Source organism: Candidatus Merdisoma sp. JLR.KK006, from assembly GCF_036941035.1.
Classification (GTDB): domain Bacteria; phylum Bacillota; class Clostridia; order Lachnospirales; family Lachnospiraceae; genus Laedolimicola.
This window is the reverse complement of record NZ_JAYMNS010000012.1, coordinates 55,997-71,552: the sequence shown is the minus strand read 5'-3', so window position 1 is coordinate 71,552 and position 15,556 is coordinate 55,997. Positions and strand designations below refer to the sequence as shown.

The window sequence follows — 15,556 nt, the reverse complement described above, 5'->3', positions numbered from 1 at the left end:
TTCCAGTCCGCAGACTTCTGACTGTACACTTTTTCTATGAAGGACTGTCATTTTTTATCGGTCCAAACTCTTTTCATCATAACATGGGTTGAAATATTCGTCAATCTCCACCTGACCAGAATCCAATTTTGCTAACAGTTTTGTCACTTCCTCTGCCCCTTTTCCATTCAAGTGATCTACATCCTTGAAGCTTTCCTCTTTCAACTCCAGATACTCTTTTTTACATAAATTAAAATCCCAATAAGGAACTTGATAGCTCTCTGCCATAGCCTTTATATAATCATAAGCCAAATCATAAGGACCTACAGTCTCAAGATATTGGTCAAAGCTGGGGGCAGTAACAAAAATCAAGCGAATATTTTCCTCCTTACAGAACTTTACAATCTTCTCAATATAGGAAATACTGTAAGTCTCATCGCTGTCCATGTCTTCCTTCACTAGTCCAAAATTCTCCCACCAGGTGATGGCCTTTGCATCCAGCTCCTCCATGGAATAAACAAAGCCCTTTCCTGCATAATATTCCTTCTCCAGTATAACCGGTTCATAATTCCGATAGGACTCTGTCTGTTTTTTTTCAAAAACCTCACACAAATAGGAAATATCTTCAAGCCTCTTCCATTCCCTTCGGAAAGGAAATATACGATTCGTTATCTGCTTAGCCTCTGAGGTTACAGTTAAAAATTCAAGCTTGTTCAAAGACGGAGGCATATAATCAGAAATAATATTGGCCTGTACTAAATCCCGACCTTCCTTTCCTATAAAGAGAAATTTATAATGCATATCCAGGTAAACCGTTTTTATATCATGCTTCTTTGCTGCTTCCCGAAGGAGGTAATAGGAGGTATCATAATTCTGCGAGGATGAACCCAGGTTAAAAGATATCTTCCCCGTTAATTCCGTAAAAAGCTGTGGATCATAAGCACGAAAGCAATGGGAACTTCCCAGGAAAAGAGTGTCTATAGGTTCTTTAGACTCATACAGCTCATGCATGGTAAGCCGCGTATAACTCTGACTGTCATCCAAAAGAAGATAATTACAACCACAAATCAAAAATCCTGTCAGCAACAGCACCAACAGCCCCATGCCCAGAAACCTTACACCTGAACCAAATCCTTCTCTCCGCATCTCAGACCTCCTCTCCTGTCAAAATTGTGTATACAAAAATCCGCTGGTATCATAAGCACCGCCATATACACCCAAAATCACAATTCCTGAAAGCAGAGCCGTGTAAATCAGAGCACGCACCAGCCAGCTCTGCCTCCCTAGCTGCTCCCGAAGGGATATTCCTTTCTCGTTCAAAATATCCTTCCCAATAATAAGCAGAATTCCCAGAAGTAAAAGCAGCCATTCGAATCCTCCAAGCTCCATTCCGGCCGGATCCCGAAGCCGAAAATCCGTAATTACAACCCAAAGCATCCCCCTTAAATCTCCCAGAGAATTAACTCGAAACACCATCCAGGATGCATCTATAAAACAAAAAGTTAAAAACCATCGAAGTAGTTTGGGTGCCTTTGAAAGCTTTGTCTCTAAAATCTGCGCCATTCCATGCATACCGCCCCAGGCCAAAAAATGAAAGCCTGTTCCATGCCAGATTCCGCTGACAAGAAAAGTAAGCATCATATTGATATGCTTTCTAAGCTTCCCTTTCCGGTTCCCTCCCAGCGGAATGTAGACATAATCCCGAAGCCAGCTGCTTAGGGAAATATGCCATCTGCGCCAAAAGTCCCGAACAGAAATCGCCAAATAAGGCCTTTTAAAATTTTCCGTCAGTTCAATTCCGCAAAGCTGTGCAATTCCACAGGCCATATTTGTATATCCGGCAAAATCACAATAGATCTGAAATGCATACAAAAGCGTTGCCAGCAATATCTCTACTCCGCCGAAAGCCCAAAACTGCTTATAAACCGCATTTACCGGAATCGCAATCCGATCCGCTATCATCAGCTTTTCAAATAATCCCCACAGGATAAGCTGCAGCCCCTTGCGAATGCGCTGCAAATCAAAAAGCGTTACATTCTCCAAACTGTGAAGCTGCTTTAAAAATCCGTCTGAACGCTCAATGGGCCCCTGAACCAGTTTAGGAAAGAAAGATTGAAACAGACCGAAAAAGATTACATTATGCTCCGGCCGTACCCTTCCCTCATATACATCTATTAAATATCCCACTGCCTGAAAGGTGTAAAAGGAAATACCCACAGGAAGCACCAGATTCCTGCTGTCAAATTTAAAAAAGCACAAAAGCAGAATGTGAAGAGCGATAACCCCTGTTACAATTAGCCTTCCTAAGCTTTTTCCCTGACATCTTTCTATAAAAATCCCTGCCAGCCAGGTTCCTGCCGTAGAAATCAAAAGCACGAGAGCATACCTTGTTCCAAAGCTCATGCAGAACCCGTAACTGGCTGCGAGAAGCCAGCATGCTCTCATTTTCGAAGGTATAAACACATACACTCCATATACAATTAGGAAAAAGCTTAAAAAAGTTAGCGATGTAATTCCCATGTTACTCTCCAAAAGCTGATCAGCTTATTTTTTCTTCTGAATCTTCCCATATAGAAAAAGGTCCAGTAAAGGAACTTGCTTTGTCACTATGATAATCCCTGCTGTAATCAGACTCATAACTGTAAAAGAAGCCAAAACAAAGAATAAGCCCTTCCACGTATACAACTCATAGCTCTTACCCTGGTTTAAAATTGCAGCAAAATGGAAATGAAGTACATAAATTTCCAAAGTATAGTGTCCAAGCCAGGTCAAAAAGCGCTTTCCCTTTCCGTCTTTACATAAAGCAATCAGGTACGTGACCACATAACATCCCAAAACAGATGCAAAAAGCTGTCTTCCCAGCAGCAACGGACTTCCCACATCTAATAAATCATAAAAAATTACCAACAGCACTAACCCAGTTGCTGATATCCAAAAGACCGCCCCCTTTACAGCTGTTGGTATCCTCTCTATCTTCTCTTTGCACTCTCCTGCTGCATATCCGATTACATAAAAAGGAAAGTATAGTCTCGTCAGTCCGGGACTTAAAAATTCCCAGCCCAAATAGGTCTCCAGCACTACGGAGGCCCCAAACCCCATATATACAAGCCAAAAAACCTGCTTCTCAAAGCCCTTAGCCTTAGCGCTCACAAGCTGTGACGTATAAGTCATCAAATTAAGCAAAAAGAGCGTCATCAAAAACCACAGCCCTTTATCCAGGGCGAAGAGTACCTCCTTAATGCTTGTAAAGGGATGAAGCGGATGCTGAACTACAATCCAGAAAAAAAAGGGAACCAGATATGCCAGCATCCTTTTTTTTAAAACTGCTCCATATCCGGCCAAGTTCTTTATCCGTCTTCCAATTCCGCACACATAGCCGCTAACCAGCATAAACAGCGGCATCTGGATTACCTTTACGGCATCATAGATATATCCGTCCTCCATGTGATTCCAACTCAAAACATGCCCTGCCATCACAATTAAAATAGCAATTCCCTTTAATGCATCTATAGTCCGGCTGCGTGCATCTGCCATGTAAGCCTCCTGTGGCAGTATTCCTCCGCCACCTATTCCTCATTCATTTTTGCCAGCTTCGCCGCCTGGTCGGCTGCGATGCATGCATCTATGATCTCCTGAATATCCCCATTCATTATCTTATCCAATTTGTAGAGGGTCAAACCAATTCTGTGATCCGTCACCCTGCCCTGAGGAAAGTTATAAGTCCGAATCTTTTCCGAGCGGTCCCCTGTTCCGATCTGGCTTCTCCTGGCCTCTGCTTCCGCATCATGGGCTTTCTGACATTCAATGTCATAAAGCTTTGTGCGCAACAGTGCAAAAGCCTTTGCTTTATTCTGAAGCTGAGATTTCTCTGTCTGGCTGTATACGACGATTCCAGAAGGATAATGGGTCAGACGCACAGCAGAATCCGTAGTGTTGACGCACTGTCCTCCATTTCCGGAAGCACGCATTACATCAATCCGAATATCCTTCTCATCAATCTGAACATCTACTTCCTCTGCCTCCGGCATCACTGCCACAGTAATCGTAGAGGTATGAATCCTTCCGCCGGACTCTGTCTCCGGAACACGCTGTACCCGATGGACACCGGACTCATATTTCATAACAGAATAGGCTCCCTGTCCGTTGATCTGGAAAGTAACGCTCTTCATGCCCCCTATGCCGATTTCATCTGCCTCCATCACTTCTACCTTCCAGCGGCGGCTCTCTGCATAATGAACATACATACGATAAATCTCCGCAGCAAACAGAGCAGCCTCATCGCCGCCTGCTCCGGCCCGAATCTCCACAATTACATTTTTATCATCATTGGGGTCCTTTGGCAGAAGCAAAATTTTCAGCGTACGCTCCAGCTGGGAAATACGTTCCTTGGCATCATTTAATTCCTCTTTGAGCATCTCGCGCATTTCCTCATCATTTTCTTCTTCCAGCATCTGAAGGCTTTCCTCAACGGTCTGCTTACACTTCTTATACTCTCTGTAGGCATCTACAATAGGCTGCAGATCATTCTGTTCCTTCATCAGCCTTCGAAAACGTTCCTGATCATTGACCACCGACGGCTCATTCAGCTCGTTCAATACATCCTCAAACCGCAACAGCAGATCTTCTAGCTTATCAAACATGTTATTCCTCCATTCCAATTCCGCAATATCCGGGATAAGTCCCTTTCACAACCCGATCTAAGCCGGCCAGATCCTTCTTTACCTCTACGTCACAAAAGCCCTGTTCTTTTAAAAGCTGTGAAACCCCAGCGCCCTGATCATATCCGATTTCCAGATACAGCCTTCCTCCCGCCTTCAAATAAGAAGGACTTTCCTTTGCAATTCTTCGGTAAAAATACAAACCATCCTCATGTCCGTCTAATGCACACACAGGTTCATAATTCCGAACCTCATCCATAAGTCCCAAAATCTCCTGGCTTGGGATATAAGGAGGATTCGATATAATCAAATCGAATATCCCCTCTATTTTGTCAAACAAATCACTCTCTACCAGTACAGTCTTGGTATCCATACGCTCTCGGTTTTGCTCTGCTGTCTTTAAGGCTTCCAAAGAAATATCAGAACCAATTCCGATTGCCTCGGGACAGCCAAGCAGCAGACTTAACAGAATGCAGCCCGATCCTGTGCACAGATCCAGAAAATGCATTCCAGGTCTCAGATACTTCAACCCCTCTTCCACTAAAAGCTCTGTATCCTGGCGGGGAATCAACACCTGATCATTGACCAGAAAGGAATGCCCCATAAACTCCTGAACACCTGTAATATACTGCAGCGGAATCCGCCGGCCCCGAAGCTTAAGCACTTCCAAATAATTCTTTTGCACTTCCTCTGACAGCATTTCCTTCGGATATGCATAATAATGGCTTCTGGTACAGCCGCTCACATGCTCCAAAAGAAGCCATGCATTCAGTTTGGCCTCTGGTACGCCTGCCGCTTCCAGCTGCTTTTCACCATATTGACAGGCTTCCAAAAGGGTCACTGTTCCGCTTCCAGAATATCCTCAATATCCTGGAGTTCTTGCAGTTCTTTTTTCTGCTTCAAATCTTTCTCTGGCTCTGCTTCTTGCTTTTCAATGGTTTCCTGTTCCTGCTCCGATGTTTTCTCTGCCGAAAATTCTTCCTCCAAGTCAGATTCTCTTTCTTCCAAAACTCCCTCTTCCGGATCAAGCTCTTTTTCCTTTGGCAGTTCTTCCTCTGACTGCGCAGATTCATCATCCGGAAGCTCCGTCAATATCTCGATGGCTGCTTCCTCCTCTGTTCTCCCCTGATAAGCTCTCCAATCAAAGACTGCTTCCACTGCTGCAATGGCAACCTCAATCATATCATCATCCGGCTCCTTTGTAGTCAAAGACTGCAGCCACATACCGGGAAGGCTCAGTATGCGGATAATTAGGTTATCTGTATTACCGGCCAGGCGGATGAATTCATAGGATACACCTGCAATCACCGGAACCAGCGCCACACGATATACCACTCGGAGAATCGGCGATTCTACCCTGATAAAGATAAAGAAAATAATACTAATCACCATAACAATCAGCATAAAGCTGGTTCCGCACCGTTTGTGATGCTTGGAGCTTTTCCGCACATTTTCTACCTTCAGTTCCAATCCCTTCTCAATACAATTGATGCACTTATGCTCAGCTCCATGATACTGGAATACTCTCTGAATATCTCTCATCAAGGAAATCAACAGCACATAAGTGATAAATAAGAGCAGCCGGATAGCTCCCTCCACTACCGCCAGCACAGTATCTGACACAATATACCGGCGGAAAATATCGGCCAGATAATAGGGCAGCACCATAAAAATAGCTACTGCCATTACGATAGAAAATGCCACCGTCACGCCCATAACAACTTTTTCCGCTTTATCCTTAAAAATCTTCTGCACTACCTCATCTGCTTTAGAGGGCTGAGCCTCCTCCTCATCATAGAAGCTGGCAGAAAAAGTAAGGCACTTCATTCCCAGTACCAGAGAATCCACAAAATTTATCACGCCCCGGATAAGCGGTACCTTTTTCAACTTTTTATTTCCAATCCCCTCATGGGTACTTAAATTTACTTCAATCTCTCCGTCCGGCCTGCGCACACCGATGGAATAAACCTCCTGATTCTTCATCATGATGCCTTCCAATACAGCCTGCCCCCCGATTCCCGAAGATTTGCATGCATTCTTCATGTTCTTCCTCCACAGCGCCAGCGGTCCTGACGCCATACGCTTTGCCGCATAGTAAAACAGGGTGAGATTTTCCAACCTCAACCCTGACTTACACATTCTTATTTGTTGATACCATATTTACGATTGAACTTATCAATACGTCCACGGGCTGCCGCAGCCTTCTGCTGTCCTGTGTAGAACGAATGGCACTTGGAACAAATTTCAACATGGATGTCCTTCTTTGTGGAACCTGTTACGAATGTGTTGCCGCAGTTACAGGTTACGGTTGCCTGATAATACGCTGGATGGATTCCTTCCTTCATGATTTTCACCTCTCATTTTAATTTGTGAACTTCTGTCTCTCCAATTCCCAGTCAATACTGCTCCGATGCTTCCACAGTAAGTTTCCCTGGGCTATCCCTGCAAGTCCCTACAGTTCCCTGTCAGTATAGACAGCCTATAAAGTGTAGCATAAAAGCAGAGGGATTTCAAGCATTTTCTCATAAATTCAACAATTTTTCATTTCTTTTGTTACTGTTCACACCCAATGTCATTAAGTTAAGCTGATTGAAAAAATCTTATCCTATGGTCTAACTCAAATTTATCAATAAATTTCTCAAAAAGTGGTTGACACAGAGCCTAAAATGTGCGGGCGATCGTGGACAACATGGCCTGCAACACTGCCTGCTTCGTTAAAAAACCAAAAAAGGACTTTACCCGTAACCGTAAGCTGGGCTTTGCTCAACTCATCCGTTTCTTTCTCTCTATGGAAAGCGGCTGCATCAACCACGAACTATTGAAATATTTTTATTTCCTTCCCGATGAAATCCCCTCTGCTTCCTCCTTCATCCAACAGCGGGCCAAGCTCCTTCCCGAAGCTTTCCGACATGTCCTCACGCAGTTTAACCTTCGTTTCCCGGCAAAAGGGCTTTGGGGCAAGTATTCCCTCATTGCCGTAGACGGCTGTGAATTTAACATTGCCCGGAACCCTGGGGACCCTTCCACCTTCCATCCTACAAGCGGAAGGTCTAAAAGAGGCTTCAATTCTCTCCATACCATTTCTCTGTATGACCTGCTTTCCAAGAGGTTTTTGGATGTGGTTCTCCAGCCGGGAAAACTCAAAAATGAATTTCACGCTATCTGCCAGCTCATTGACCGCTATATTTATGGCGGTTTCCCAATCTTCGTGGCTGACAGGGGGGGGTTCCAGCTATAACGTCTTTGCACATGCCATTGAAAAAGGCTGTTTCTTTGCCATCCGCACCAAAGACATCAACATAAAACGTCTCCTTGCAGCCGACAGCCTGACGGACCGGATGGATGGCTGGACAGAAGTTATCCTTTCCCGGTCCAGGGCCAGAAAGAAAATGCAGCACCCGGAATCAGCCCCCCTGTACCGCTATATATGCAAAACTGTCCCCTTTGACTTTATCTCGGACAACTCTCCGGAATACCACATGCGGCTGCGTGTGGTTCGTTTTCAGATAGCGGAAGGGGTTTTTGAGAATATCCTTACCAATCTCCCCTCGGATGAATTTTCATTGGAAGAGATAAAGCGACTTTACTATCTCCGGTGGGGCCAGGAAACTTCTTTCCGTGATTTGAAGCATACAATCGGAACCGCAAACTTTCATTCCAAGTCTCCGGAATACATCGAGTTCGAGATTCTTAGCCGGATGACCCTGTATAATTTTTGCACGATTATAACCATGGAGGTTCCCATAGAAAAGAGAACGGAGAAATGGGAATATCAAGTCAATTTGTCTATGGCAATAAAAATATGCTTTGCATTCCTTTCAGACCATGTGGGTCCCGGAAGCGTAAATGACCTGATCAGCCGTTATATACTGCCGATCAGGCCAGAGAGAACCTATGCCCGCCAGCTAAGGTTCCAAGCACCAGCCAGTTTCGCTTATCGTTTCATATAAAGCGCAACTGCCGCTAACAGTATACCATTATTTGAGGCAGATATGCAATCTGTCTGTTTGCTATACCAAAAAACTTCCCATTATACTGCAGATCAGCTTATAGAACTTCTGACAGCTAACAGAATCCTCATATCATCACAATATATGGCTGATTTATGGCAGGGTTCCTCTGACAAGCCTTGTTTAACTTAATGACATTGATTCATATGTAGAACGGTAGCCGGTGTAAGTATTCTTCCGCCAGCGCAAGGACAAACCGGCATTTGACAGATACCAGATTCGTTTGTTGAAAGGAATCCGGAGGTATTGGCTGCTGATGTCGCTGACTCACTTGATTGCCTGCACCGGATGCGGTGAAACCATGTCCTTTGAGGACGGCTATGCTTATATTTATCGCCATATCCAGGAAGAACGTCTCCGTTTTGGCTTCCAGTGTGGGGCAAGGCATGTCCTTTTTGAGGAAGTTTTGGCTCTAGCGGCGTAGATTAATTGCACAATTTTTAAATTTGCTCATTTATAGTTTTTCATAACAAATTCCTCCATATGAAGTATTGCTGGGGTTGTCGGGAAATAAGACAGAAGACTTTTCTATATCCTGTTGCTTTTTTGCAATACTCTATAGAGGAATTTGTTATTGGTAATCTTACATTTTTTTCTTTTTTTGGTTTTCCTGCATGGACAGAAGCTTGTCCAGATATATGGACTTAAATTGTTTGCTTGCCAATGCCTGTTTTAAGGGCGGCATCTTTAGAATTGCCGCAAATACAGCGGCCATCGCCCGGTGGTTGGCAAATGCCTGATTGTCAAATATCAGATTTTGCAGGGTGCCTTTTTCGATAGCTTGTAATACGAAGCGGTGGGTGCTGTTCACCGGAGTGATCACCTGTATGGGCCTGCGTTTCATTTCAATAGCCTTTGTGGGGCAGTTTCCGGCACAGACACCGCAGCCCAAACAGATTTCTTTGTTGACTACCGCCTTTTTCTTCCCATTTTCTCCCTCTTCCATGGAAATGGCAAATATGGGGCAGGCTTTGGCACATTTTCCGCAGCCTACGCAGGTTTCTTTTTCCACCTCCGGTATATAGTTAGTGGTTGCCACGGGCTGCATGGGGCTGAACTTCCGGGCCGCCTGCAATGCTTCACAGCAGCAGCCGCAGCAGTTGCAGATAAATGCCGGATCCTCCCGGACATTCTCTCCGATCTGCACCAGATTATGGGCATAGGATCGCTCCAGTGCATCCATGGCTTCTGACTTGTCAATGAGTCTGGCATAACCGCCGTGCTCTGCCAGGGATCTGGCTACGTTTCCAAAGGTAAGACAGACATCTAAAGGAGCGTCTATCTCGCAGGGATGACCTGCGTGGAGCATTTTGTGACGGCAGTAACAGGTTCCCAAGCCAATGTATTCGGCTTCCTCTACAATATGGCTGGCTCTCTCGTGATCCAGAATGTGCAATGTGTTGGCATTGGTAAGCACCGGTTCCTGAACGAAGACACGGCCCAGCCTGGTTTCCGTGACGAAGAACAGATCCTTTACAAAGTCTTCTTCCACGTTCATGTATTGATAATACAGTTCGCTTAAATATTTTTGATCAATGTCCCCTCTTGTCCGCATAAGGGCAAACTCGATAAATCCCGCCATAGGAGGGGGCATTACAAACTTACGCACTCCGTTGTGGCAGGAATCCACCAGTAAAGCTTTTTCACACAGATGGGTCAGGAATTTTTCTGCTTTCGCCTCACTGGTATTCCAGATCCTGGCCGCTTTTTTCGCCGTAAAGGGGCGGACGGGCAGGAGCGATACCCATTTGGCTTCTTTTTCCGTATAGAGTACCTGCAGAATCTTATACAGGGTATTTGATACCGGAGCACCCTGGGTAAACCAGTTGATCCGGTCCTCCAGATTCTTGTAGGCATCTCTGCTTGCTAGATGTCCCATGATTTTATCCTCATCTTTCTCTTTTCTGACTCATTTTCTTAAAGAGCTTTTTTTATTATACTCTTTTTTATATTCAAATTCCAGATGCTCTTTGTTTCAGAAAAAAGGGGGCTGTCTTATTTCCCGACACCCCCTAAATATATCAGTCTTCCCTGTTCATGCGTCTTTTTACTACCAGAAGAACAGATGCTCCTACTACCAGAATACCTCCGACAACATAAAAAATTCTCGTGCCAATGCCACCTGTATCAGGAAGAGCACCGCCTTTTCGGTTAACCACTTTTGTTGTCGCCTCATAACGCTGTTCCGTAAGTTTTACCGTAGACTCTTCCTGATTAAGTTCTCCATCCTCCTCATAGACGGCTTTAACTGTAACCTTTACCGGATCCGCCAATATAGCGTAACCCGTCGGAGCCTCTATCTCAATCAACAGGTATTCGCCATCAGCTATACCTGAAAACGAAGTATATCCTTTATCATCTGTAGTTCCTATGGTTATATCCTGCATCTGCTTTAATGCTTCCCGCAAATTCTGCCCATCTGCAAGAACAACACTTTTCCATTCTACACCCGTTTGCGTACGACAGTAAGCCTGATAACCCGTATCCTCACTTCCTTTCACAAGTGCAAATCGAGCTCCGGATAATTTATCTCCGTTTTCTTCTATGGCAACTTTATCTATACCAATGCCAAAATCATATATATTTACTTTTTCGCCGGGAGTCGTCTTTATTCCGCCTCCATTATCATATTCCAAAAATACTTCGTTGCTTTCCTTATCCGTTCGGAAAGCACTTTCTTTCAATATTGCTTCATAAGTTACGACAATGGAGGGATTGTTTGAAGTAATAGGAACATCTTTTAATCCATTCTCTCCTCCAAATTGAAATCTGACCACCGTTCTGGTATCTTTCTGCTCTGATGAAATGCTGTAAAACCTTTCGTCTAAAAGACTGCCGTCAATAAAAACTTTTACACTATTTGAGTCAAATTCCAACCCGCTGCTCAAAGTATCGTTCATCACATAATGATAACTGTCTGCTTTCTCAAGATCAGGTGCTGTTCCTTTCAGGGTAAAAGGAACCCTGCTGCCCACATCATATCCCGCCCCATTTACCGGCTCATCCGGATTTTCGCCTATGGTTTTATGAATCTCCGGTGTTTCTTTTTTAGGCTTCACATCAATTACCACATCACCCGGTGTATTTCCGGAATTACCCTGATGACCATCACCATATACAAGCCTGAAAATACACACAAACGCTTCTTCTTCCGTCCCGGCCTGTCCAGTGGTTATTAAAAAATACTTATTTTGCCCCTTGCCAAAACGGGCCTGTCCATTTTCATCCGTTGTCACTGTATCCGGATTGTGAAGAACTGGCTGATTATTCTGCGTAGTTCCATGCCTTAATTCCTGATACATCTCCTTGGCCAAATCCGGCCTTAACAGCACGTAACCAATATCTGGCGGATCAACTTTCAGGCTGTCGTCCGTCATTACATTCTGATCCAAAATCTTGGCAGTCTCTTCCGCATTTCCCACGTCTATGTTGGCAAAAGGAAATATTTCCTCACCATTGTTATAAATAGAAATTCCCTTTATTCCCTCGCCTAAAGCATTATTTGACGGAATCGTATTTTCAGACAAATCCCATCCTGCAGATGCCCACTCTCCCAACGGCCGTACATAGCCGCCATTCTCTTTAATGACCGGATAAATGTTGTATGTCTGTCCCGGCACGCCGCTGTCTAAAGTAATCGTATATGTCCCCAGCGTGCTCTTACTTTGTGCCGTCACAAAAAAGCTGCTGTTCCACATAAGTGCAAACACCAACAACCCAACAATTAGTGTACGAAGTTTCTTCATTTGTAACCTTGCCTTTCCGCTGTATTGCAATGTGCCAAAATAAAACGAAAAGACATAGGCCTTAATCTTGACTCGAAACACACAGCTTGAAACTAAATTAATTGATTCTTTAGAGTTTGTGACCTCCCAGACTTATAAATTATGTATTTTCACTTGCTCTGACATTTATTATACTACAAATGTTATTAAATTGTAAGTACTTTCCAATTTTTTTGAATAAAATGGATTTTTTTAATGTTTTTGTACAAAATTCTACAATATTTATAAAAGAGATCCTTTCATATCCTTTATAATAAAACTGGTACTGGTATAACTTAATATTTGTTATACTAGTGTACTGACCTGATTATATTTAGCAAAATTACGCAGGATATTTGTTCATCTGCAAGGCGAATTTTCGACGGCGTAGCGGTGGCTACGACTAGAAAATTCAACGTAGCAGATGGGCAAATAGACAAGTAAGTTTGGCTGAATATAATCAGGTCAGTACACTAGGCTTCATAAGTCAACTCATTTCTTCTATCCTCCTCTGCATATAATCTAACAACCCTCGCAAATTCAAAGGAATTCCTCATGTCCACGTTCTCTGCATTTATTGAAACCATCAACCAATATCTCTGGGGCATGCCTATGATCGTGCTTCTCTTTGGCACTCACCTTTTTATGACCTGGAAAACGGGATTTATTCAGCGGAAAACACCGTTAGCTATTCGGCTTTCCTTTACTAAGGATCCGGATTCCAATGGTGATATCAGTCCTTTTGCCGCCCTCTCAACCTCTCTGGCCTCCACCCTGGGAACCGGCAATATCATAGGTGTGGGAACCGCCATTGCTCTGGGCGGTCCGGGGGCCGTCTTCTGGTGCTGGCTTACCGGGGTCTTTGGCATGGCCACCACCTATGCCGAATCCCTCATTGCCGTAAAGTACCGGGTTCGCACCAAGGACGGCACCATGTTAGGAGGTGCCATGTACGCTCTGGAACGGGGACTTAACATGCGGTGGCTTGGGGTCCTTTTTGCATGCTTTGGAGTTCTGACCTCCTTTGGCATCGGATGCGGAGTTCAGGTGAATGCAATTGCCGTAATCATTGATTCCTCCGTTCGCTCCGCCATAGAGGGAACCTCTTCCTTTTTTGTTCGGCTGTTAGAGATACGTCCGGATTCCATCTGCCTGATTGTGGGTATTGTAACCGGGCTTATTACCTGCCTGGTTATTCTGGGCGGCGTTCGTTCCATTGCCAGGGTTTGTGAAAAGCTTGTCCCCTTTATGGCCCTTTCTTATCTGACCGGCTGTTTTATGATCCTTTTTCTAAACAGAAGCTTTTTAGGGGAAAGTGTCTCTCTGATTTTGTCCTCCGCTTTTGGAAGTTCCCGAACCATAGCCGGAGGTTTCGCCGGATCCGGTATGATGCTGGCTGCCCGTTACGGCATTGCAAGGGGCCTCTTTACCAATGAAGCCGGCATGGGGTCGGCCCCTATTATTGCTGCGGCCGCCCGTACCCGGAATCCGGTTCGCCAGGCTCTTATCGCTTCTACCGCTACCTTTTGGGACACGGTTGTGGTCTGCCTGATCACCGGGCTGGTGCTGGTAAGCAGCATTCTGAGGGGCGGCTCTATTTCCTGGGATACTCTTTCCGGAGGGGAACTGACTACTGCTGCCTTTTCCCAGATTCCTTATATCGGCAGGCCCATTCTTATCTTTGGCATTATCACCTTTGCCTATGCTACTATACTGGGCTGGTCTTACTATGGAGAAAGATGTCTGGAATATTTATTTGGGAAAATATCTTTGTTCCCCTATCGTTTTCTTTGGATACTGGTACTTGTGTTTGCACCGGTTGTGCAGTTGGAGCTGGTGTGGAGCATTTCGGATACCCTCAATGCTCTGATGGCGGTTCCGAATCTGCTGGCTGTCCTGCTGCTGTCCGGAACCATTGCCAGGGATACGCGGTATTACCTGAAGCATCCGGATGAGAAGGATATTACTCCTGTACCATTGCGGCGGAAGTAGTTATAGTTGCTCATTCTGCAAACAGCAGCAGCCGTTTTTGGCATTGCCCGCCGTATCAGCAAATGCTATAATTTTAATAGTTATTTGCAGCTTTGCTAATATAGCAGTCGCAAGGCTCTCTTATATTATGGCAGTATTTGATAAAGCGGGGAAGATTCGAATCATTCATTTCAACCACACAAAGGAGATAACCCATATGTACGACATTACCATCATCGGCGCCGCCGTTCTGGATGTTCTGGCCCGGCCCGTTTCCAAAAAGGATCTGGCCGGCCGCTCCTGTCCGGCAGACCACGTTACCCTTACCCCCGGCGGAGACGCCGCCAACGAAGCTGTCACTCTGGCGCGCCTGGGAAAGCGTGTGAATCTTATTACCAAGCTCGGGGCGGATCTGAGCGGACAGGTTCTTCTGAATTATTTCCGGGAAAATGGTGTTTCTACGGAGGATATGGTGATCGAATCGGATCTGGACACCGGGATCAATGTTGTTTTGGTGGAGCAGGAGGCCGAACGTTCCTTTATCACCAACCGGAACGGGTCCCTGCGTAAACTGGCGCTTTCGGATGTTAATACGGATGCTTTGAAAAAAGCTCCCCTTCTGTGCTTTGCCAGTATCTTCGTCTCACCCTGTTTTGACATTCCGGCTATGGCTTCTCTGTTCCGGTCCGCTAAGGAGCAGGGCTGTATTCTATGTGCCGACATGACCCGCTGCAAGAACGGCGAACGGCTTGCGGATATTCGGGACGCCATTCAATATCTGGATTATTTATTTCCCAACTATGAAGAGGCGAAGGCCGTATCGGGCCTTTCCAAGCCCGATGAGATTGCCGATGCCTTTTTGGACTGCGGCGTGTCCTGTATGGTGATTAAGATGGGGAAAGACGGATGTTTTATTAAGACAAAAGAGCAGAGGCTTGTGATTCCCGCTTATCCCCATACAAGATGCATTGATACCACGGGAGCCGGCGATAATTTTGCCGCCGGATTTCTCTATGCGCTCTCGGAGCATATGGATCTGGCGGACTGCGGCCGCTTTGCCAATATGACCGCGTCTCTGGCCGTGGAATCCCTGGGAGCCTGTACGGGTGTGCGTTCTCTTTCTCAGGTTATGGAGCGTTTCCGGAAAGCGGCTGATGCTTTTGAAACTTGAAAT

General features: G+C 45.1%; 13 protein-coding genes and 1 pseudogene. 4 read left to right on the top strand and 10 right to left on the bottom strand.

The features are described 5' to 3' along the window. Positions 1–54 precede the first annotated feature (54 nt). The 8 genes and pseudogenes from VSQ61_RS11305 to VSQ61_RS11270 all read right to left on the bottom strand — a co-directional run bounded on the left by VSQ61_RS11305 (position 55) and on the right by VSQ61_RS11270 (position 7,794). Entirely contained in the window at positions 55–1,125 is a 1,071-nt protein-coding gene (locus VSQ61_RS11305; protein WP_334344533.1) for a hypothetical protein, read from the bottom strand. A gap of 18 nt (positions 1,126–1,143) precedes the next feature. Next, positions 1,144–2,382 (bottom strand): MBOAT family O-acyltransferase, encoded by a 1,239-nt coding sequence (locus VSQ61_RS11300; protein WP_334344532.1) that lies wholly within the window; start codon positions 2,380–2,382, stop codon positions 1,144–1,146. A 141-nt stretch (positions 2,383–2,523) separates the two neighbouring features. Further along, positions 2,524–3,513: an acyltransferase family protein gene (locus tag VSQ61_RS11295; protein WP_334344531.1), complete on the bottom strand. Its 990-nt coding sequence runs from the start codon at positions 3,511–3,513 to the stop codon at positions 2,524–2,526. Positions 3,514–3,545: 32 nt separating this feature from the next. After that, the gene (gene prfA, locus VSQ61_RS11290; protein ID WP_334344530.1) at positions 3,546–4,619 is read right to left on the bottom strand and encodes a peptide chain release factor 1; all 1,074 of its coding nucleotides are present in this window, start codon (positions 4,617–4,619) and stop codon (positions 3,546–3,548) included. Position 4,620: 1 nt separating this feature from the next. Beyond that, complete coding sequence (gene prmC / locus VSQ61_RS11285) at positions 4,621–5,478, bottom strand: peptide chain release factor N(5)-glutamine methyltransferase (protein ID WP_334344529.1); 858 nt, start codon at positions 5,476–5,478, stop codon at positions 4,621–4,623. A gap of 284 nt (positions 5,479–5,762) precedes the next feature. Further along, a pseudogene (locus VSQ61_RS11280) lies at positions 5,763–6,680 on the bottom strand (DUF1385 domain-containing protein); the annotation flags it as partial. A 98-nt stretch (positions 6,681–6,778) separates the two neighbouring features. Beyond that, positions 6,779–6,982, bottom strand: coding sequence for a 50S ribosomal protein L31 (gene rpmE / locus VSQ61_RS11275; protein WP_160566645.1), 204 nt, complete (start codon positions 6,980–6,982; stop codon positions 6,779–6,781). Between the two features lie 470 nt (positions 6,983–7,452). Continuing rightward, positions 7,453–7,794 (bottom strand): hypothetical protein, encoded by a 342-nt coding sequence (locus VSQ61_RS11270; RefSeq protein WP_334344528.1) that lies wholly within the window; start codon positions 7,792–7,794, stop codon positions 7,453–7,455. Here VSQ61_RS11270 and VSQ61_RS11265 point away from each other — a divergent pair. After that, complete coding sequence (locus tag VSQ61_RS11265; RefSeq protein ID WP_334344527.1) at positions 7,784–8,587, top strand: transposase; 804 nt, start codon at positions 7,784–7,786, stop codon at positions 8,585–8,587. The genes VSQ61_RS11270 and VSQ61_RS11265 overlap by 11 nt on opposite strands. A gap of 316 nt (positions 8,588–8,903) precedes the next feature. After that, a complete protein-coding gene (locus VSQ61_RS11260; RefSeq protein ID WP_334344526.1) occupies positions 8,904–9,071 on the top strand; it encodes a hypothetical protein in 168 nt (55 codons plus the stop codon). A gap of 159 nt (positions 9,072–9,230) precedes the next feature. Here the strand turns inward: VSQ61_RS11260 and VSQ61_RS11255 are convergent, their stop codons facing one another. Continuing rightward, complete coding sequence (locus VSQ61_RS11255; protein WP_334344525.1) at positions 9,231–10,526, bottom strand: 4Fe-4S dicluster domain-containing protein; 1,296 nt, start codon at positions 10,524–10,526, stop codon at positions 9,231–9,233. A gap of 142 nt (positions 10,527–10,668) precedes the next feature. Beyond that, positions 10,669–12,393 carry a SpaH/EbpB family LPXTG-anchored major pilin gene (locus VSQ61_RS11250; protein ID WP_334344524.1) on the bottom strand — a complete coding sequence of 575 codons (1,725 nt, stop codon included), beginning with the start codon at positions 12,391–12,393 and terminating at the stop codon, positions 10,669–10,671. A gap of 573 nt (positions 12,394–12,966) precedes the next feature. Between VSQ61_RS11250 and VSQ61_RS11245 the strand changes: the two genes are divergently transcribed. Together VSQ61_RS11245 and VSQ61_RS11240 are read left to right on the top strand one after the other, a co-directional pair. Next, entirely contained in the window at positions 12,967–14,403 is a 1,437-nt protein-coding gene (locus VSQ61_RS11245; protein WP_334344523.1) for an alanine/glycine:cation symporter family protein, read from the top strand. 127 nt (positions 14,404–14,530) lie between these two features. Continuing rightward, complete coding sequence (locus VSQ61_RS11240) at positions 14,531–15,553, top strand: carbohydrate kinase family protein (RefSeq protein WP_334344522.1); 1,023 nt, start codon at positions 14,531–14,533, stop codon at positions 15,551–15,553. Positions 15,554–15,556: the final 3 nt, after the last annotated feature.

Coding starts and splice junctions, on each gene's coding strand:
- VSQ61_RS11305 (WP_334344533.1), bottom strand. CDS start 1,125: ATGCGGAGAGAAGGATTTGGTTCAGGTGTAAGGTTTCTGGGCATGGGG.
- VSQ61_RS11300 (WP_334344532.1), bottom strand. CDS start 2,382: ATGAGCTTTGGAACAAGGTATGCTCTCGTGCTTTTGATTTCTACGGCA.
- VSQ61_RS11295 (WP_334344531.1), bottom strand. CDS start 3,513: ATGGCAGATGCACGCAGCCGGACTATAGATGCATTAAAGGGAATTGCT.
- prfA (WP_334344530.1), bottom strand. CDS start 4,619: ATGTTTGATAAGCTAGAAGATCTGCTGTTGCGGTTTGAGGATGTATTG.
- rpmE (WP_160566645.1), bottom strand. CDS start 6,982: ATGAAGGAAGGAATCCATCCAGCGTATTATCAGGCAACCGTAACCTGT.
- VSQ61_RS11265 (WP_334344527.1), top strand. CDS start 7,784: ATGAATTTCACGCTATCTGCCAGCTCATTGACCGCTATATTTATGGCG.
- VSQ61_RS11260 (WP_334344526.1), top strand. CDS start 8,904: ATGTCGCTGACTCACTTGATTGCCTGCACCGGATGCGGTGAAACCATG.
- VSQ61_RS11255 (WP_334344525.1), bottom strand. CDS start 10,526: ATGGGACATCTAGCAAGCAGAGATGCCTACAAGAATCTGGAGGACCGG.
- VSQ61_RS11250 (WP_334344524.1), bottom strand. CDS start 12,393: ATGAAGAAACTTCGTACACTAATTGTTGGGTTGTTGGTGTTTGCACTT.
- VSQ61_RS11245 (WP_334344523.1), top strand. CDS start 12,967: ATGTCCACGTTCTCTGCATTTATTGAAACCATCAACCAATATCTCTGG.
- VSQ61_RS11240 (WP_334344522.1), top strand. CDS start 14,531: ATGGCAGTATTTGATAAAGCGGGGAAGATTCGAATCATTCATTTCAAC.